We start from the raw sequence: 18,623 nt of genomic DNA, 5'->3' as shown, positions 1-18,623 counted from the left end.
GGCACCCCGACGCCGGCCACGACCAGTCCCACGGCGAGCGCGGCGCCGGCGGCCGGCACGAGGGCGCCGACCAGCAGCACCGCCGCCAGCCCGGTCACCGCCGCCACGGCGATCGGCAGGAAGACCCGGACCACCAGGTCGACCACGGCGTCCACGTCCGCGGCGAGCCGGACCGCCACGTCGCCGCGCCGGAACCCGCGCAGCCCGGCCGGCGCCAGCGGCACCAGCCGCTGGAACACCCGCACCCGCAGCGCCCCGAGCATCCGCAGCGCGGCGTCGTGGCCGGCCAGCCGCTCCGCGTAGCGCATGACGCCCCGCCCGATCCCGAACGCCCGCACGGCGACGATCGCCACCATGAGGTGCAGCACCGGCGGATGCTGCGCCGCCCGCGAGATCAGCCACGCCGACGTGGCCATGAGCCCGACCGCCGCCCCCGCCGCGGCCAGCCCGGCCACGAGCGCGACGCCGAGCCGCCCCGCCGCCGGCCGCACCAGCGCCGCCGCCTCGGCCCAGGCCCGCCGCCGGCGCCCCGCGCGCCCACCGGCAGCCGCCGAGCCGTCCCCGCGCGACCCGTCCACCACCCCAACACCGCCACCCGCGGCCTCGGCCACCGGGACGCCGGCGCGCTCAGCCTCCCCAGCCGGGAGGCCTGTGCGCGAGTAGCGAGCCATCGGGACGTCCCCGTCCGGAAGGCGGGGCGCCGCACCACCAGCCGTCGCAGCCCCAGCCCTCGTGGCGCCGGCGGCCGGAGCTCCCTCGGCGGGCCGACCGGCCGGGGATGGGCGGTCCAACGGGGATGGGCGGTCGCGGAGAAGGTCGGTCATCAGGACACCGCCGAAGGGGTCAGGGGGATCTCGCGGTCCGCGAGGGCCAGCAGTGCGGGGCGGTGGGCGACCATGATGACGGTGCGGGCCGCGGCGTGCTCGCGGATGGCGGACATCACGGCCGCTTCGGTGGCCGCGTCCAGGCCCGCGGTGGGCTCGTCGAGCAGGACCAGTGGCGCGTCGCGCAGGAAGACGCGGGCCAGGCCGATGCGCTGCCGCTGGCCGGCGGACAGGCCCGCGCCGTCGTCGCCGAGGCGGGTCGCCAGGCCGTCGGGCAGCTCGTCGATGAACTCCAGCGCGCCGGCCCGGCGGGCGGCCTCCCGGACCGCGGCGTCCTCGGCGTCGGCGAGGCCGAGGCGGATGTTGTCGGCGATCGTGCCGCTGAAGAGCCACGGGCGCTGCGGCAGCCACGCGACCCGGCGCCGCCAGGCGTCGGCGTCCACCGTGGACAGGTCGAGGCCGTCGACGGTGACGCGGCCGGACGCCGGCGTGGTGAACCCCATCAGCACCGACAGGGCGCTGGACTTGCCGCAGCCGGTCGGGCCGGTCAGCGCGACCAGTTCGCCCGGCCGCACGACCGCGCTGAACGGCGGAAGGGCCGGCCGCCCCGGGTGGCGCACCACCAGGTCCTCGAAGCGGATCTCGCCGACCGGCGGCGGCGCGGCACCGGCGGCCGGGGCCGCGGGCTCGGTCTCCAGGATGGTGAAGACGTCGGTGGCGGCGGCCAGGCCCTCGGCGCTGGCGTGGTAGTTGGCGCCGACCTGGCGCAGCGGGAGATACACCTCCGGGGCCAGGATCAGCACCAGCAGGGCGGTGGCCAGGGACAGGTGGCCGTCGACCAGGCGCAGGCCGATGCCCACGGCGACCAGGGCGACCGACAGGGTGCCCAGCAGCTCCAGGACGAGCGAGGACAGGAACGCCAGGCGCAGCGTGCGCATGGTGACGCGGCGCTGGTCGGCGCTGATCTGGGCGATCACCTCGGCCTGGCGGCGGGCGCGGCCGAAGACGCGCAGGGTGGGCAGGCCGGCGATCACGTCCAGGAAGTGGTGGGACAGGCGGCTCAGCAGGCGGAACTGGCGCCGGTTGGCGGCCTCGGTCTGCAGGCCGACCAGGGCCATGAAGACCGGGATGAGCGGCAGCGTCAGCGCCATGGTGCCGGCCGCGATCAGGTCGGCGGGGGCGATGCGGGCCAGCAGGATCAGCGGGACCAGGGCGGCCAGGACGAGCTGCGGCAGGTACCGCGCGAAGTATGCGTCCAGCGCGTCCAGCCCCCGCGTGGCCAGCGTCGCGACCTCGCCGCTCGGCGGGGCCGCGGCCGGGCCGAGCGCGGCGACGTGGGCGAGCAGGCGGGAGCGCAGCTGGCGCTTGACCGCGGCGGCGGCCCGGGTGGCCGCCGCCTCCTGGGCCCAGGCCAGCACGGCCCGGGCGGCGGTCACCGCGGCCAGCGCCCCGAGCGTGGGACCGATGCGCCGCACGTCTGCGCCGTGCAGGTAGACGTCGGCGATCGCGTCGGCCAGCAGCGTCGCCTGCGCGACCAGCAGGCCGGCGAGGGCGGCCCCGAGCAGGACCGAGAGGGCCAGGTAGGAGCGGGCCGCCCGGGCGTAGCGCAACAGCCGCGGGTCCAGCGGCTTCACCGCCGCACCGCCGGTGCCGCGCCCGGCGGGCCGGGCCGCGCCGCCCGGCGCACCGGGCGGGCGGACGGCCGGGTCACTGGTGGGCCGCCGGGATGTGCTCGACGCGCAGGCGCCGGCGGAAGACCCAGTAGCTCCAGGACTGGTAGCCCAGCACGATCGGGGTGAAGCAGGCGGCGACCCAGGTCATAACCTTCAAGGTGTACGGCGAGGACGCCGCATTGGTCACCGTCAGGCTCGCGCCGCCGTCCAGGGTGGTCGGCATGACGTCCGGGAACAGCGTCACGAACAGGGCCGCCACGGCCAGGACCAGGGTGGCCCCGGTGGCCACGAAGGCCCAGCCCTCGCGGCGGGCCCGCACAGCGGGGACCGCGGCCAGCAGGGCGGCGGCGGCCGCGGCGGACAGCGCCCAGCCCCACGCGTCGTCGTGGGTCAGCTGGGTCCACAGCAGGAAGGCGGCGGCGAGCGCGACGGCCGGGACGGTCAGGCGCCAGGCCAGGGCGCCGGCGCGGTGCCGGATGTCGCCGTCGGTCTTCAGGGCCAGGAACACCGCGCCGTGCAGGGCGAACAGCGACAGCGTGGTCAGGCCGCCGAGCAGGGCGTAGGGGTTGAGCAGGGTGAAGAGGTTGCCGGCGTACTCGTGATGGGCGTCGAGCGGAACCCCGCGCACGATGTTGGCGAACGCCACGCCCCACAGGATCGACGGGACCAGGCTGCCGCCGACGATGGCCGCGTCCCAGCGGCGCCGCCACCGTGGACTGTCGATCTTGCCACGGTATTCGAACGCCAGTCCCCGCAGGATCAGCGCCACGACGATGAGCAGCAGCGGGAGGTAGAAGCCGGAGAAGAGCGTGGCGTACCACTCCGGGAAGGCCGCGAACGTGGCGCCGCCGGCGACGAGCAGCCACACCTCGTTGCCGTCCCAGACGGGCCCGATGGTGTTGATGAGCAGGCGGCGCTCGCGCTCGTCCTTGCCGAGGACGGGCAGCAGCAAGCCGACGCCGAAGTCGAAGCCCTCGAGGAGGAAGTAGCCGCACCAGAGCACGGCAATGAGCGCGAACCAGACGGTGGTGAGTGCCATGACGAGTGCCTCCTCTCTCAGTACGCGAACGCGAGCGGGCGGTCGGCTTCATCTTGGTCGGGGGGTACGACAATTTCGGGCGCGCCGGCCTTGGCGTACTTGACCATGAGCATCAGTTCGACGACGGCGAGCCCGCCGTACAGCAGCGTGAACACGATCAGCGAGGTCGCCACCGACGCCGCGGAGACCGACGGCGACACGCTCTGGGAGGTCTTGAACAGGCCGAAGACGGTCCAGGGCTGGCGGCCGACCTCGGTGAAGATCCAGCCGAAGGAGTTGGCCAGCAGCGGCATCGCGACGGTGGACAGCGCGGCCAGCCAGAGCCAGCGGTTGCGGGGCGCGCGGTCCTTGCGCGTGAACCACAGGGCCATCGCGGCCACGGCCATGGCGAGCGCGCCGAAGCCGATCATCAGGCGGAACGACCAGTAGGTGATCGGCACGTACGGCACGTAGTCGCCGTCGCCGTACTGCTGCTGGTATTGCTTTTGCAGGTCGTTGATGCCCTCGACCTCGCCCTGCGGGTCGGCGGTGGCCATGAACGACAGCAGCGACGGGATGCGCACGCTGGCGACCTCCTCGCGGCCGTCCAGCGAGCCGATGGTGAACACCGAGAACGACGCGGGCTTGCTGGTGTCGTAGAGCGCCTCGGCGGCGGCCATCTTCATCGGCTGCTGCTCGGTCATGATGCGCGCCTGCAGGTCGCCGGTGATGAGCACGCCGACGCCGGCCACGAGCACCACCCAGGCGCCCAGGCGCAGGCCGGGGCGGAACACGTCGGTCTGGTTGCCGCGGCGCAGGTGCCAGGAGCTGATCGCGAGCAGCACCGCGCCGGCGGTGAGGAAGCAGGCGGTGATCGTGTGCGGGAAGGTGACCAGCGCGGTGCTGTTGGTGAGCACGGCCCCGATGTCGGTGAGCTGGGCCCGGCCGCGCTCGGCGTCGATGGTGTAGCCGACGGGGTGCTGCATCCAGGAGTTCGCGGCCAGGATGAAGTACGCCGACAGCTGCGTGCCGATCGCGGCCAGCCAGATCGTGGCCAGGTGCACCCGCTTGGGCAGGCGGTCCCAGCCGAAGATCCACAGGCCGAGGAAGGTCGACTCCAGGAAGAACGCGAGCAGGCCCTCGATCGCGAGCGGGGCGCCGAAGATGTCGCCGACGAAGCGTGAGTACGCGCTCCAGTTCATGCCGAACTGGAACTCCTGCACGATGCCGGTGACGACGCCCATGGCGAAGTTGATCAGGAACAGCTTGCCCCAGAACTTCGTCGCCTTGAGGTATTTCTCCTTCCCCGTGCGCACCCATGCGGTCTGTAATCCGGCGACCAGCGCGGACATGCCGATGGTGATCGGCACGAAGATGAAGTGGTACACGGTGGTGATCGCGAACTGCCACCGCGCGAGATCGAGGGCGCTCATGCCAGCGATTCTGTTGCCGAGCCGAACGGGACAGCAGGGCCGAAAGTCCCATCGCGCCGGGCCCTCAGGACCCGCAGGGCCGCGGGAGCGGCCAGACCATGGCCAAACCGCTACGGCACCGGGTCGTGGGTCCCCCGCGGCGTCGACGGGTTGCAGCGGCGAATCCGCGCCGCCGTCAGCCGCGACCCGACCACCAGCCCGTAGCGGCGCACCGCCTCGAGGCCGTAGTTGCTGCACGAGGGCACCTGCCGGCACCGCGTCGGCAGGTGCGGCGAGAGGAAGCGCTGGTAGCCACGGATGGCCACCATCCCGGCCCGCCCCGGCCCGCTGGCCGAGCGCCGCGGCGGCCGGGTCGGCGCCGCGATCGCCATCGCCGACAGCAGCGAGGTGAACATCAGGAAGTTGCAGTCGCATCCGGGCACGTCACAGCCGTCGCACCCGGGGATGTCGCAGCCGTTGCACCCGCTGACGTCACAGCCGGTCCAGTCGTTCCACCACCGGCGCCTGTGCGCTGTCTCGCCCGTTTCCACGCAGCGCATTTTGCAGAGGTACCACCGGATAGATCAATGCTGCTGTCAAGGATCAGGCAGGTTGCGGCAAGCGGCCCGATCACCGGGACAACGTTCCCGGGCGGCCGGGACAGGCGGACGCTGCGGCCCGGGGCGGCCCGGCCGGACAGTGCCGGCATGACTTCTTCGAGAACATGGGCGTTCGCCGGGGCCCTCGGCGGGCTCGCCGGGCTGGTCGGCCTCTTCATCTGCAGCAACCTCACCGCGCAGGTCGGGGACGGGATCAAGGACAACGCGCTGGTGGTGGCGGCCGTCAGCGGCCAGCGCGGGTACGTCTGGGCCACCCAGGCGATCTGCTTCGCGGTGGCGGCGCTGCTGGTCGTCTTCGCGGCCGGGCTGCGCCGGCACCTCGCGGCGCAGGAGCCGGCCGGCGGGCTGGTGCCGGCGGTCGCCGCGGGCGGCGTCGGGCTGGTCGCCGTGCTGCTGCTCGTCGGGGGCGGCATCAGCACCGAGCTGTACTGGGCCCTCGGCGAGCCGCAGCGCTGGGACCCCGACACGATCGCCGCGCTGATCGAGGTCTACAACACGCTGCCGTGGCTGTGGGCCGGGGCCGGGATCGCGGCCGCGGCGGTGGCTGTGGGCGGGCTGCGGCACGGGTCGGCGAGCCGGTGGCTGGGCGCGGTCAGCGGGATCTGCGCGGTGCTCGTCGCGGCCACGCAGGTGTTCCCGGCGCAGTACGGCGCCCTCTTCCCCGGCGCCGTGTGGGTGTTCGTCGCCGGGCTGGGGTTCGCGTTCGGCGGCCGCGGGCGGGCGGCGGTCGTCTAACGTGCAGCCGATGAGGGCGTGGCTGTTGGGTGCCGCAGGGCTGGTGCTGGCCGGGGTGGCCGCCTGGCTCGCGGTGCGCAACGACGCGCCCGCCGGGGAGGTCGCGTACCTGCCGGCGGTCGCGGCGTGCGCGGTCGCCGGCGCACTCATCGCCGCCCGGCGGCCCGGAAACCCGGTCGGCCGGTTGCTGCTCACCAGCGGCCTGTCGTTCGCGGTGCTGGAGTGCTGCGGGCAGGCCGCGGTGGCCGGGGTCCGGGCGCTCGCCTGGCCGCAGACGTGGCTGTGGGTGCCGGCCAACCTCGGGCTCGCGCTGCTGCCCGCGTACTTCCCCGACGGGCGGCCGGCCCGGTGGTGGCGGTGGCCGGTGCGCGGACTGCTCGGGCTGGCGGCGGCGGCCGCGCTCACCGGGGCGCTGCGGCCGGGGGTCAACGAGCAGGTGCGGCCCGCGGCGCCGGCCAACCCGCTCGGCGTGGCCGCGATGGCCGGGGTCGCGCCGGTGGCCGAGAAGGCGTTCACGCTCGCCGCCGCCCTGGTCTTCGTGGCCGGGGCGGCCGGCGTGGTGCTGCGCGCCCGCGGGCTCGACCGGGTGCCCCGGCAGCAGGCGCGCTGGCTGGCGTACACCTGCGGGATCGTCGCCCTCGTCGTGCTGGCGCGGCTGGCCACCGGGCTGCTCGACGGCGAGCCGCATCGGGTCTGGCCGGTCGACGGGGCGGCCTGGGACGTGGCCGACGGGCTCGCCATTGCGCTCATCCCGGCCGGCGTCGGGGTGGCCGTGCTGCGCCACCGGCTCTTCGATATCGATCTGCTCATCAGCCGTACCGCGGCCTTCGCCGTGCTCACCGCGGCGGTGAGCGGCGCCTACCTGCTGGCCGTCGGGGCGCTCGGCGCGTCGTCGGTGCTCGCCGCCGTGGCCGCCGCGCTGGTCCTCGGCGGGCTGCGGGAGTGGGTGCAGCGCCGGGTCAATCTCCTGGTGTACGGCGAACGCGACGACCCGTACACGGTGCTCACCCGGCTCGGCGAGCGCCTGGCCGCCGTGCCCGACCCGGGGGCGATCCTGGCCACGGCGACCGGCACGGTCCGGGAGGCGCTGCGGCTGTCCTACGTCGGCGTCGAGGTCGACGGCGGCCCGCTCTACGAGCTCGGCACCCGGCCGGCCGACCCGGTCACGCTGCCGCTGGTGGCCGGGGGCGAGCCGGTCGGCGCGCTGCGGCTCGGCCCGCGGCCCGGGGAGGCGACCCTGGGCCGGCGCGACCGGCGGCTGCTGGCCGACCTGGCCGGGCCGATCGGCGTCGCCGTGCAGGCGGTGCGCTACTCCGCGGCCCTGCAGCGCTCCCGCGAGCAGCTCGTCGTGGCCCGCGAGGAGGAACGCCGCCGGCTGCGCCGCGACCTGCACGACGGGCTCGGGCCGACGCTCGCCGGCCTCACCATGCGGGCCGAGGCGGCCCAGGAGGTGGGCGGCGAGGAGGCGCGGCGGCTGCTGGAGGAGATCGTGACCGACGCGCAGACCGCGGTCGCCGACGTGCGGCGGCTCGTCGAGGGGCTGCGCCCGCCGGCCCTGGACACGCTCGGGCTGGTCGGCGCGCTGCGGGCGCACCTGGCCGGCTGGCCCGCCGGGCCGCGGGTCCGGCTCGACGCGCCCGACGACCTGGGGCCGCTGCCGGCGGCGACCGAGGTGGCGGCGTACCGGATCGCGGTCGAGGCCCTCGCGAACGCCCGCCGGCATGCCGGGGCGGGTGCGGTACACCTGCGGCTCGCTCTGGTCGAGGATGGGCTTCGGCTGACGGTCAGCGACGACGGGCGCGGCACGCGGCCGGGAACGGACGGGGTGGGGATGCACTCGATGCGGGAGCGGGCCGCGGAGCTCGGCGGCGAGCTGACCGTCAGGTCCACGCGCGACGGCACCAGCGTGTCCGCGCGGCTGCCGATGGCGGCGAACCCGTGAGCGAGCCGGTGCGGGTCCTCGTCGTCGACGACCACGAGCAGTTCCGGGCCGGGCTGCGGGCCCTGCTGGCCACCAGCGCCGAGGTCGAGGTGTGCGGCGAGGCGGCCAGCGCCGAGGAGGCCCTGGCCGCGCTGCCCCGGCTGCAGCCCGACGTGGTCCTGCTCGACCTGGTCATGCCCGGGATGGGCGGCATCGCGGCGGCCGCGCGGATGGCCGCCGACATGCCGCACGTGCGGGTCCTGGTGCTCAGCATGGCCGACGACGACGATTCGGTCTTCGCCGCGGTGCGCGCCGGCGCCCGCGGCTACGTGCTCAAGGGCGCCCGCCGGTCGGAGATCATCCGCTCGATCCGGGTGGTCGCCGACGGCGAGGCGATCTTCGGGCCGGCCATCGCGACCCGGCTCATGGGGTACTTCGCCGCCCTGGACCGCACCGCCCCCGACCCGTTCCCGGAGCTCACCCAGCGGGAGCGGCAGATCCTGGCCCACATCGCCCGGCACCTGACCAACCCGCAGATCGCCGAGCGGCTCGGGGTGAGCCAGAAGACCGTGCGCAACCATGTGTCGAACATCTTCACCAAGCTGCAGGTGGCCGACCGCGCCCAGGCCATCGTCCTGGCCCGCGAGGCCGGGCTCACCGGCGACTGAGGCGGCTCATGACGGCTTCGCGATGACCTGGAACTTGTTCTCGGACCGGCGGGCGAACTTCACGAAGCCACGCAGCCCCGACAGCCCCTCCATCAGGCCGAAGACCGGGATCAGCGCGATCACGGCGAAGGGCTCCCACCAGCGGCGGCGCCCGTTCTCGGAGACCGCGGCGTTGACCCGCAGGCCCTCCCAGTACATCCAGATGACGTACGCCATGTTCAGCGCCCACAGCGGGATGACGATGTTCGTCACCGGGGAGGTGTTGCGGTCCGCGACGAGGAAGGCCAGCAGCATGACCACGGCCACGTTCTGGAACGGCCCGATCACCCACGAGATGACCGAGTAGCCCAGCAGCAGCCGGTTGCGCAGCTGCAGGGAGCGGTTGAAGACCAGCCCGGCCAGCCCCCACGACCACCGCTCCCGCTGCTTGAAGAAGTCGCGCATGCTGGCCGGTGAGGCGCCGTAGCAGCGGCCCGCGAACCAGGCGCTGCGCCCCTCGTAGCGGGCGCTGAACAGCAGCGCGAACTGGGCGTCCTCGACGAGGCTGCGAGGGCCGAAGTCCCAGCCGATGCTCGCCTCGATCGAGGCGCGCACCAGCAGCAGCTCGCCGTGCACGCCGGCCCGGGGCGTGCCGCCACCGGTCCAGGCGGAGAAACGCCCGACGTCCTCCGCCGGGCGGGCCGAGTCGGCGAGCCAGGTCAGGCGGTTCGCCGCATATTCGCGGGGGTACGTCAGGATCCCCTGCGCCAGGTGCTTGCGCTCGGGCCCGGCCTGCGCCTGCTCCGCCACGAACCGGGCTATCGCCAGGGCCGTGTCCGGGCCGACCCCGGTGTCGTCGTCCATGTGCAGCACCCACACGTCGTCGCGCGCCTCCCCCTCCCGGCTGCGCTGCTCCGCCAGGTAGTGGGTGGCACGCGCCTTGAACCGCGTGCCGTTCGGGGTGCGGTAGCCGTCCGGCACGGTCACCACGCGGACCTTGTCGCTGCCCGCGGCGAGGTCGGCGATGGGCCCGGCCGCCTCGCAGCCCTCGTCGACGACGACGTCGACCCGCAGCCGCGGGAAGCGGTCCGGCAGGTGGCTCAGGTACGAGCGCACCGAGCGCTCCAGCGCCGGGTAGGTGTCGTGCCGCCCGACGGTGGGCACCGCGACGATGAGCTGCTCGCCGCTTGGCACCGGGGCGCCGTCGGACCAGCGCTCGTGCGACTCGCGCAGGGCCCGGCGGGTTCTTCGGATGCCGACGATGCCGGTCAGCGTGGTGAAGAGCGGCCATGTCCAGACCACGGTCAGCGGCCAGCCGAGCCGGCCGGAGTACGACCCGGTGAGCCACAGGTCGCCCAACACGACGACGACGAAGGACAGGATCAGGGGCAGGTACGTCGGTCTCCAGCGGGCGAGCCGGCGGTGCAGCTCCTCCGATCGCTCCACGCCGCGGTATCTACCCGGCCTGGGCGGCGTACACCTCGGCCTCCCGCGCCGTGGCCCGGATACCGTCCGGGCCGTCGAACAGCCGCCTCCCCCACTGCGTCAGGCGGTCCGCGGCGAAGCCGGTGGCCGCGTCGAGGTACTCCACGCCGCCGGTGTTGCCGCTCCACGACCAGCCGAGGTAGCCGATCCCGCGGGCGGCGGCCTCGCGCATGATGGCGTCGGCGTCGACGGCGCCGTCGGTGTGCTTCCACCCGAACTCGCCGACCACCAGGGGCAGGCCGGCCCGGTGGAACGCGTCGTAGTAGCCGGTCACCTTGGCGGCGGTGTCGTACACGCCGTACATGTGCACAGAGAACGCGACGTTGTGCCGCGGGTCGCTCGCGAACACGGCCGGCGCGTTGCCGCGCATGACGCCCTTCCAGTCCTGGCCCCAGCCGGGCGCGTCGACCATGAGCAGGTGGCCGAGGCCGGCGGCGCGCAGCCGGGCGATCGCCGCCTCCGTCGCGGCGGTCCAGGCCTCGGCGCCGGTGTTGCCGTACGGCTCGTTGCCGAGGTTGACCACGACGTAGTCCTCCTGGCCCTGCAGCACCGGCCGCAGCCCGGCCCAGAAGTCGGCGGCCTCGTCGAGGCCGACGGACCCGTCCTGTTCCCCGTGGCCGGTGGTGTCGTGGTACTCCAGCACGCAGATCAGCCGGTTAGCCTTGCAGCGGGCAATGATGTCCGCCACCTCGCCCGCCGTGACCCGGCCGTCGAGGACCACGCGCAGCGTGTTGGCCCCGAGCCGCTTGACGTCGGCGTACACCCCGCTCTGGGCCTTGTACCAGGCGTACGGGTGGCTGATCCCGCGCATGACGAACGGCTTGCCGTCCCCTTCGACGATCTGTGCGCCCTTCACGTGCAGGCCCTTGTGCGTGGCGTGCGTGGCCGTGCCCTTCGGCGCGGGCCGGCTGTGCAACGCGAGAGCCACGAGCGCGGCGACCACCATCAGACCCACGATAACCGCTGATTTCCGCATGAATCCCCATTCGTCGGGCGTCGGCGGCGGCCAGCGTACCTGGCCGCAGTAGCGTGGCAACCGTGGCGATGAACGTCGCACAGAAGCTCATCCACGCCCACCTGGCCGGCGGCGACCCGGCGGCCGGCGAGGAGGTCGCCCTGCGGGTCGACCAGACGCTCACCCAGGACGCGACCGGCACGATGGTCATGCTGGAGCTCGAGGCGCTGGGGATCGACCGGGTGCGGACCGAGTCGGTGCAGTACGTCGACCACAACCTGCTGCAGGCCGACGAGCGCAACATGGCCGACCACCTGTTCCTGCGCTCCGCCTGCCGGCGCTTCGGCGTGTGGTACTCCAAGCCCGGCAACGGCGTGTCCCACCCCACCCACATGCAGCGCTTCGGCGTGCCCGGGAAGCTGCTCGCCGGCTCCGACTCGCACACCTGCGCCGCCGGCTCGCTGGGCATGCTGGCCATCGGCGTCGGCGGCCTGGACGTGGCGATGGCCATGGCCGGCGAGCCGCTGTACCTGGTCATGCCCGAGATCTGGGGCGTGCGCCTGACCGGCGAGCTGCCGCCGTGGGTGAGCGCCAAGGACGTGATCCTGGAGATGCTGCGCCGCCACGGGGTGGCCGGCGGGGTGCACCGCATCATCGAGTACCACGGCCCCGGCCTGGCCGGCCTGTCCGCCATGGACCGCCACGTCATCGCCAACATGGGCGCCGAACTGGGCGCCACGACGAGCGTGTTCCCCGCCGACGACCGGGTCCGCGAGTTCCTCGAGGCCGAGGACCGGGCGGAGGACTTCACGCGGCTCGGGGCGGACGACGGCGCCGGCTACGACGTGACCGACGAGATCGATCTGTCCGCGCTGGTACCGCTGATCGCCCGCCCGGGATCGCCCGGCGACGTGGTGGCGGTGCAGGAGGTCGCCGGGGCCGACGTACACCAGGCGGTCATCGGCTCGTCGGCCAACCCGGGCCTGCGCGACTTCGCCGTCGTGGCCGCGATCCTGGCCGGCCGGCAGGCCCACCCGCAGGTGTCGCTGGACGTCAACCCGTCCTCGCGGCAGACCCTCGCCGACCTGACCGCGATGGGCGCGACGATGACCCTCATCCAGTCCGGCGCCCGGCTGCACCAGACCGGCTGCCTGGGCTGCATCGGCATGGGCCAGGCCCCGGCGATCGGCCGCAACAGCCTGCGCACGATGCCGCGCAACTTCCCCGGCCGCTCCGGCACCGCCGACGACCGGGTCTGGCTGTGCTCCCCGGAGACCGCCGCGGCCGCCGCCCTGACCGGCCGGATCACCGACCCGCGCACCCTGGGCATGGACTACCCGGCGCTGTCGCTGCCGTCGCGCTCCGCGGTCAACCGGGCGATGCTGGAGCCCCCCACCGACGAGCCGGCCGAGCTGGACAAGGCGCCGAGCATCGGCTCCCTGCCCGACCTGGACCCGATGCCCGCCGACCTGGCGGCTCGCGTCGCCATCGTGGTCGGCGACGACATCTCCACCGACGAGATCCTGCAGGCGGGCGCGGAGGCGCTACCCTTCCGCAGCAACATCGCCAAGCTCGCCGAGTTCACCTTCCGCCGCGTCGACGCCGGCTACGTCGAGCGGGCCGAACACCCCCACGCAATCGTCGCCGGCCGCAACTACGGCCAGGGCTCCTCCCGCGAGCACGCCGTGCTGGCCCCGCGCTCCCTCGGCCTGCGGCTGGTGCTGGCCCGCTCCTACGCCCGCATCCACTGGCAGAACCTGGTCAACTTCGGAGTGCTGCCGCTGGAGTACGGCGACGACTCCGACATCCCCGCCACCGGCGACCGCCTGGAGCTGCCCGGCGTGGCCGACGCGCTCCGCAACGACCACGACATCGAGGTCCGCAACGCGACCCGCGGCAGCACCATCCGCTGCCGCCACCGCCTCTCCCCGCGCCAGGTCGACCTGATCCTGGCCGGCGGCCGCATCCCCACCTTCCGCGCCGCCGGATAGCGGTTACCGAGCTGCGCTTGGGGTGCTGTCACGCCCAACGGCAGCCGGGGCTCCTCCACCGGCAGCCGCTGCTGGACCAGGGTCCTGGTGCCTTACTCGGAGCGGCCCGCAGTGCGACCGCCGGCTCGGCGGTGGCGCTAGCCGCGGCGGGGGCGCTCGTTGCCGCCGCCATGAAGGCGACAGCCACAATCCCGCCGAGAACGATTCGTCCTACCTTGTTCATGCGTCTCCCTAACACCGTGCATATGGCAACGATGATCCACGCAGACCGGGAGCGGGCACGGTGCGTACGCCGTGCAGTTGCGTGGCAGCCAACCCGTGTGCGGGCGTCAGGACTCGACGCGGGCGGCCCGGTACAGTGACTGGAGTGGACGCGCCGGGGTTCGAGCGGCTGCGGCGCAGCTCGGCGGCGTCCGACGCGGTGCGCAGCATCCAGCGGATGATTGTGGACGGCCGGCTGCGGCCGGGGCAGCGGTTGCCCGCGGAGCGCGAGCTCAGCGAGATGCTCGGGATCAGCCGGCCCACCCTGCGCGAGACGATCCGGTCGCTGGTCAGCCTCAACATCCTGGAGAGCCGCCACGGCGCCGGGACGTTCGTGGCGTCGCTGGACACCGCGGCGCTGCTGGAGCCGTTGCAGTTCGTGATGGCGCTCAACGAGCGCACGATCGACGAGCTGTTCGAGGCGCGGCTGCTGCTGGAGCCGGCGCTCGCCGCCCTGGCGGCCCAGCGGGCCGGGGCCGCGGACGTGGCGGCGATGCGGGCCGCGCTCGACGGGCCGGATCCGGTGGCCGCGGACACCGAGCTGCACCGGCTCATCGCCGGGGCCGCCGGCAACGCGCTGCTCGCCACGATGCTGCAGACCCTCGCCACCCTCGGCGCGCAGAGCCGCCGGCTGACCGCGGCCGCGCCCGGTGTCCTGCCGAGGACCGCCAGCGAGCACGCGGCGATCGTGGGCGCCATCGAGCGGGGCGATGCCGACGGCGCGCGGGCGGCGATGGCCGCCCACCTGGAACGGATCGCCGCCGTCGCGCGCGGAAGCGCCGTTACGTAAGGGCGCCGAGCTTGCGCAGCGTAATCAGGTAACACTATTTACAAAAAACTAAGTCTTGTTTACTAATTGAGATGGACAGATGTCCATCCCTCGATCAGTACGCGCACGGGAGGGTAGCCACCCCATGCCCAAAAGACGACTCCTCGCACTCCTGGCCACGGCAGGCCTGACGATCGCCGCCGCCACGGCCGCCATCCTGCCCACGGCCGCCGCCCACGCGGACGCCGCCTGCGCGCCCGCGTACGCCGACGCCACGGTGTACACCGGCGGCATGCAGGCCTCGTACAACGGCCACAACTGGACCGCCAAGTGGTGGACCCAGCACGAGGTCCCGAGCACCGGCGGCTCCGGCGTCTGGGCCGACAACGGCAGCTGCGGCGGCGGCACCGGCGGTGGCGGTGGCACGGGCACGTGCAACTACCCGAACTGGGTCGCCGGCCAGTCGTACGTCACCGGCGCGATCGTGCGGTACACCAACGGCCAGTACTACCAGGCCACGCACGACAACCCGGGCTACGACCCGACCATCAGCACCTGGTACTGGTCGCCGTACACCTGCGGCGGTGGCACCGGCGGCGGGGGCGGGGGCGGGGGCGGGGGCGGCGGTGGCAACACCGGCGGCTTCGTGGTCAGCGAGGCCCAGTTCAACCAGATGTTCCCGAGCCGCAACTCGTTCTACACGTACGCCGGGCTGACCGACGCCATGCAGAAGTACCCCGCGTTCGCCACCACCGGCAGCGACACCGTCAAGCGCCAGGAGGCCGCGGCGTTCCTGGCCAACGTCAGCCACGAGACCGGCGGCCTGGTGTACATCAACGAGATCAACACCGCGGCCTGGCCGAACTACTGCGACCGGAGCCAGCCGTACGGCTGCCCGGCCGGCCAGTCGGCGTACCACGGCCGCGGCCCGATCCAGCTGAGCTGGAACTTCAACTACAAGGCGGCCGGCGACGCGCTCGGCGTCGACCTGCTCAACAACCCGGAGCTGGTGGGCACGAACTCGTCGATCTCCTGGCAGACCGGCCTGTGGTACTGGATGACCGGCACCGGCAACGCCGGCACCACGTCGCACAACGCGATGGTGAACGGCCAGGGCTTCGGCACCACGATCCGGGCGATCAACAGCATCGAGTGCAACGGCGGCAACACCGCGCAGATGCAGAGCCGGGTGAACCTCTACAACCAGTTCGTCGGCATCCTCGGCGTCCCGGCCGGCGGCAACCTCACCTGCTGAACCAAGGAACCAAGGAACCAAGGAACGCACGGTCGATTGGCTTGTCCACTTGACCTCTGCGGTTTAGGGTCCTCGGCATGAAGCTTTGCCGAATCGGGCCCGAAGGAGGCGAGCGCCCCGCCGTCATCGACGACGAGGGCGCCGCCTTCGACCTCACCGGCCTCACCGCCGACATCGACGGGCCGTTCCTCGCGGGCGGCGGCATCGAGCGGGTCCGGGAGGCCCTCGCCGCCGGCGCGCTGCCGCGGCTCGGGGACGCGACGGGCCTGCGCTACGGCCCGCCGGTCGCCGGCATCGGCAAGATCGTCTGCATCGGGCTGAACTACGCGCGGCACGCCGCCGAGTCCGGGGCCGAGCCGCCGGCCGAGCCGGTCGTGTTCATGAAGGCGGCGGACACCGTGGTCGGGCCCGACGACGAGGTGCGCATCCCGCGGGCCAGCACCAAGACGGACTACGAGGTCGAGCTGGCCGTCGTCATCGGGAGCCCGGCGCGGTACCTCGAGAGCCCCGCCGACGCCGAACGGCACATCGCCGGGTACGCCGTGGCCAACGACGTCTCCGAGCGGGAGTTCCAGCTCGAGCGCGGCGGGCAGTGGGACAAGGGCAAGAACTGCGAGACGTTCAACCCGCTCGGCCCCTGGCTGGTGCCGGCCGCCGGGCTGGACGTGCCCGCGCTGCGGCTGCGCTCCTGGGTCAACGGCGAGCCGAGGCAGGACGAGCGCGCGGCGGACATGATCTTCGACGTGCCGCACGTGGTGTGGTACCTCAGCCAGTTCATGACTCTGTACCCTGGCGACGTCATCAACACCGGCACCCCGGCGGGCGTCGCCATGGGCCTGCCCGGCCAGCCGTACCTCCGCCCGGGCGACGTCGTGGAGCTGGAGATCGAAGGACTGGGCCGCCAGCGCCAAACCCTGGTGTGACCACAGCGGGGGGCGAGCCCGGCGCGCTCCCCCACCGGCTGCTCGCCGTCCCTGTTCGGTCAGGGCGTCGGTGCCGACGAGCGCGTCGCACCGAATGACCGGTCGACCTCCGTGCCCTGCCGGCCCTGGCCGTCCATGGGCAGCTTCACGGTGAGCGACGTGCCGTGGCCGACGGGGCTGGTCAGCGTCAGCGTGCCGCCGAGCGCCTCGACGCGGTCGCGCACGCCGGCCAGGCCGGAGCCCCGACACGGATCCGCGCCGCCGGTGCCGTTGTCGTGGACGGTCACGCTGAGGACCTCGCCCTGTGCTGATCCGTCCGGCGCCGATGCGTCGGCAACGATATCGAGCTCCACGTCGATCTCGGAGGCGTCGGCGTGCGTGGCCGAGTTGGCAAGTCCCTCGGAGACCACGTGGTAGGCGGCGACTTCGACATGACCCGGCAGAGGGCGATCCGGCCGGCCGCGGACCGCCACCGGGACCGGGCAACGGCGGGCGAGCGCCTTGATCGCCGAGACCAGCCCGCCCTGGGAGAGCAGCGCCGGATGGATGCCGCGGACGATCCGCTGGAGGTCGTCGAAGGCGACGGACAGCCCCGCGGCGGTGTCCGACAGCCGGGATCGCAGCTCGCCGAGCTCCTCGGGGACCAGCGCCTCGACGACGCGCAACTCGAGCCCGAGCGAGACGAGCCGCTGCTGCACACGGTCGTGGAGGTCGCGTTCGATGCCGCGGCGGGCCTCGTCCGCGGCGAAGACGAGCCGGGCGCGTGACGCGGTGAGCTCCGCACGGCTCTCGGTGTTGGCGATCGCGGTGGCGACGAGTTCGGTGAACCGGGCGAGCTCGTGCTCGATGCCACGTGGCGGCGGCCCGGCATCGCACCACAGGGCGGCAAGGACGCCCCAGACCCGGCCGTCGACGATGATCGGCGCGCCGGCGGAGGCCTGGATGCCCTCGGCGCGGGCGAGGTCGGCGAGCGCGCCCCGGGCGCCCTCGTACGAGTCCATGCGGGCGGGGCGGGAGTCGCGCAGCACGAGCCCCGTGACGCCGCCGGAGCCGTCGAGCCGCCTGCCCAGCATCGGCTCGACTCCTGTCGTGCGGTACTCGGCGACGACGGTCACCGAGTTCGGCCCCTCCTTGCGCATCACCCGGGTGGCGTCCGGGCCGAACAGCTCGGCCGCCTCGGTGGCGACCGCGGCGGCGAGCTCGGCGGGGTCGACGCCGTGGCCCACGAGCTCCGCCACCCGCCGCAGCGCCGCCTGTTGCATGAGCAGCGCCTGCAGGTCGGCCCGGCTCGCCTGCAGCGAACTGCCGGCCCGCAACACCGTCGCCAGCCCGGGCACCACCCCGTCCCGCAGGCGCCTCATGACACGGTCCGGCAAACCCGCGGGCACGACGAGCGCACCCGGCTGCAACGGCAGCTGGACCCGGCCCTCGCGTGGCGGCACCGCGCCGGGCTCGATCTCCACGTACGGCAGCCGCATGGCGTGCGCGATCCGGTCCGAGACCTCCGGAAGGACCGCGCGCACATCGTCGGCGCCGAGAATCAGCCGAGTCAGCTCGGCGACCGCGTCGGCCTCCCGGCGCCGTTCGATGGTCTCGACCGCCCGCGTGCGGGCCAGCTGCGCCAGCGAACTGGCGACCCCCGCGATCATGAGGTACACCGAGAGCCCGAGCCAGTCCCGCCAGTCCTCCGTGTCGAAGCGCCCGATCGGCGGGGTGTGGAAGAAGTCAAAGACGAGCGCGCTGACGATCGACGTCCCCGCGCCGAGCCACAAGCCCCACACCGTGGAGACGACGAGCACGCCGGGCAGGTAGGCGATGATGGCCAGGGCACCTATGGGAGCGAACTGCCGGAGCGGGTACACGAGCAGGGTTTCCACGACGATGAACCCAGCGGCGACCGCGATCCCCATGGCGAGCGGCGGCGGACTCAGCCGTACCAGCCACGATGCGAGGCGTCCGTGCATCAGTCGGTCCTCTTGTCGAACACGTCGGTTCCACCGTGGCTGGGCAGGCAGAGCCGGCGAGCGGAGGCAACTACTCCAACTCATTGATGTTAGGGCGGTGGGCACCAAACGCAGGACTCGTGGCGGTCCAGGTGCCGCGAACCACCCCAAGATTCACCTCGGGCCTGCAG

The 18,623-nt window shown here is 73.6% G+C and carries 14 protein-coding genes and 1 pseudogene; 7 read left to right on the top strand and 8 right to left on the bottom strand.

What is annotated here, in order from left to right; translation table 11 throughout:
• The 5 genes and pseudogenes from AB0M46_RS37855 to yidD all read right to left on the bottom strand — a co-directional run.
• Positions 1–578 (bottom strand): annotated as a pseudogene (locus tag AB0M46_RS37855) (thiol reductant ABC exporter subunit CydC); the annotation flags it as partial.
• Between the two features lie 245 nt (positions 579–823).
• On the bottom strand, positions 824–2,458 hold the full coding sequence (gene cydD, locus AB0M46_RS37850; RefSeq protein WP_363344297.1) for a thiol reductant ABC exporter subunit CydD: 1,635 nt from the start codon (positions 2,456–2,458) through the stop codon (positions 824–826).
• Between the two features lie 73 nt (positions 2,459–2,531).
• Positions 2,532–3,536 carry a cytochrome d ubiquinol oxidase subunit II gene (gene cydB, locus AB0M46_RS37845; RefSeq protein WP_363344295.1) on the bottom strand — a complete coding sequence of 335 codons (1,005 nt, stop codon included), beginning with the start codon at positions 3,534–3,536 and terminating at the stop codon, positions 2,532–2,534.
• Positions 3,537–3,553: 17 nt separating this feature from the next.
• Entirely contained in the window at positions 3,554–4,948 is a 1,395-nt protein-coding gene (locus tag AB0M46_RS37840; RefSeq protein WP_363344293.1) for a cytochrome ubiquinol oxidase subunit I, read from the bottom strand.
• 110 nt (positions 4,949–5,058) lie between these two features.
• Entirely contained in the window at positions 5,059–5,478 is a 420-nt protein-coding gene (yidD, locus tag AB0M46_RS37835; RefSeq protein WP_363344291.1) for a membrane protein insertion efficiency factor YidD, read from the bottom strand.
• Positions 5,479–5,634: 156 nt separating this feature from the next.
• Between yidD and AB0M46_RS37830 the strand changes: the two genes are divergently transcribed.
• The 3 genes from AB0M46_RS37830 to AB0M46_RS37820 are packed head-to-tail and all read left to right on the top strand — an operon-like array spanning position 5,635 to position 8,871.
• Positions 5,635–6,282: a hypothetical protein gene (locus tag AB0M46_RS37830; protein WP_363344289.1), complete on the top strand. Its 648-nt coding sequence runs from the start codon at positions 5,635–5,637 to the stop codon at positions 6,280–6,282.
• Positions 6,283–6,292: 10 nt separating this feature from the next.
• A complete protein-coding gene (locus AB0M46_RS37825; protein WP_363344287.1) occupies positions 6,293–8,224 on the top strand; it encodes a sensor histidine kinase in 1,932 nt (643 codons plus the stop codon).
• A complete protein-coding gene (locus AB0M46_RS37820; RefSeq protein ID WP_363344285.1) occupies positions 8,221–8,871 on the top strand; it encodes a response regulator transcription factor in 651 nt (216 codons plus the stop codon). Before AB0M46_RS37825 ends, AB0M46_RS37820 begins: the two co-directional genes overlap by 4 nt.
• Before the next feature lie 6 nt (positions 8,872–8,877).
• Here AB0M46_RS37820 and AB0M46_RS37815 read toward each other — a convergent pair whose 3' ends face one another.
• Positions 8,878–10,296, bottom strand: coding sequence for a glycosyltransferase family 2 protein (locus tag AB0M46_RS37815; protein WP_363344283.1), 1,419 nt, complete (start codon positions 10,294–10,296; stop codon positions 8,878–8,880).
• 10 nt (positions 10,297–10,306) lie between these two features.
• Positions 10,307–11,281 carry a cellulase family glycosylhydrolase gene (locus tag AB0M46_RS37810; protein WP_363344281.1) on the bottom strand — a complete coding sequence of 325 codons (975 nt, stop codon included), beginning with the start codon at positions 11,279–11,281 and terminating at the stop codon, positions 10,307–10,309.
• Positions 11,282–11,379: 98 nt separating this feature from the next.
• Here AB0M46_RS37810 and AB0M46_RS37805 point away from each other — a divergent pair, with 98 nt between their 5' ends.
• The 4 genes from AB0M46_RS37805 (at position 11,380) to AB0M46_RS37790 (ending at position 16,489) form a co-directional block, all read left to right on the top strand.
• Positions 11,380–13,281, top strand: a complete 1,902-nt coding sequence (locus AB0M46_RS37805; protein WP_363344299.1) for an aconitate hydratase — start codon at positions 11,380–11,382, stop codon at positions 13,279–13,281.
• Positions 13,282–13,648: 367 nt separating this feature from the next.
• Positions 13,649–14,332, top strand: coding sequence for an FCD domain-containing protein (locus AB0M46_RS37800; RefSeq protein WP_363344279.1), 684 nt, complete (start codon positions 13,649–13,651; stop codon positions 14,330–14,332).
• Between the two features lie 124 nt (positions 14,333–14,456).
• Positions 14,457–15,566, top strand: a complete 1,110-nt coding sequence (locus tag AB0M46_RS37795) for a glycoside hydrolase family 19 protein (protein ID WP_363344277.1) — start codon at positions 14,457–14,459, stop codon at positions 15,564–15,566.
• Between the two features lie 77 nt (positions 15,567–15,643).
• Complete coding sequence (locus AB0M46_RS37790; RefSeq protein WP_363344275.1) at positions 15,644–16,489, top strand: fumarylacetoacetate hydrolase family protein; 846 nt, start codon at positions 15,644–15,646, stop codon at positions 16,487–16,489.
• Positions 16,490–16,548: 59 nt separating this feature from the next.
• Here the strand turns inward: AB0M46_RS37790 and AB0M46_RS37785 are convergent, their stop codons facing one another.
• Entirely contained in the window at positions 16,549–18,453 is a 1,905-nt protein-coding gene (locus tag AB0M46_RS37785; RefSeq protein ID WP_363344273.1) for a DUF4118 domain-containing protein, read from the bottom strand.
• Positions 18,454–18,623: the final 170 nt, after the last annotated feature.

The organism is Dactylosporangium sp. NPDC051485 (assembly GCF_040682015.1).
In the GTDB taxonomy this organism is placed as follows: Bacteria; Actinomycetota; Actinomycetes; order Mycobacteriales; family Micromonosporaceae; genus Dactylosporangium.
This window is presented reverse-complemented; position numbering and strand designations above follow the sequence as displayed.

What these genes read in the sequence shown, in the direction of transcription:
- cydB (WP_363344295.1), bottom strand. Translation starts at nt 3,536, where the DNA reads ATGGCACTCACCACCGTCTGGTTCGCGCTCATTGCCGTGCTCTGGTGC.
- AB0M46_RS37840 (WP_363344293.1), bottom strand. Translation starts at nt 4,948, where the DNA reads ATGAGCGCCCTCGATCTCGCGCGGTGGCAGTTCGCGATCACCACCGTG.
- AB0M46_RS37830 (WP_363344289.1), top strand. Translation starts at nt 5,635, where the DNA reads ATGACTTCTTCGAGAACATGGGCGTTCGCCGGGGCCCTCGGCGGGCTC.
- AB0M46_RS37825 (WP_363344287.1), top strand. Translation starts at nt 6,293, where the DNA reads ATGAGGGCGTGGCTGTTGGGTGCCGCAGGGCTGGTGCTGGCCGGGGTG.
- AB0M46_RS37810 (WP_363344281.1), bottom strand. Translation starts at nt 11,281, where the DNA reads ATGGTGGTCGCCGCGCTCGTGGCTCTCGCGTTGCACAGCCGGCCCGCG.
- AB0M46_RS37805 (WP_363344299.1), top strand. Translation starts at nt 11,380, where the DNA reads ATGAACGTCGCACAGAAGCTCATCCACGCCCACCTGGCCGGCGGCGAC.
- AB0M46_RS37795 (WP_363344277.1), top strand. Translation starts at nt 14,457, where the DNA reads ATGCCCAAAAGACGACTCCTCGCACTCCTGGCCACGGCAGGCCTGACG.
- AB0M46_RS37790 (WP_363344275.1), top strand. Translation starts at nt 15,644, where the DNA reads ATGAAGCTTTGCCGAATCGGGCCCGAAGGAGGCGAGCGCCCCGCCGTC.
- AB0M46_RS37785 (WP_363344273.1), bottom strand. Translation starts at nt 18,453, where the DNA reads ATGCACGGACGCCTCGCATCGTGGCTGGTACGGCTGAGTCCGCCGCCG.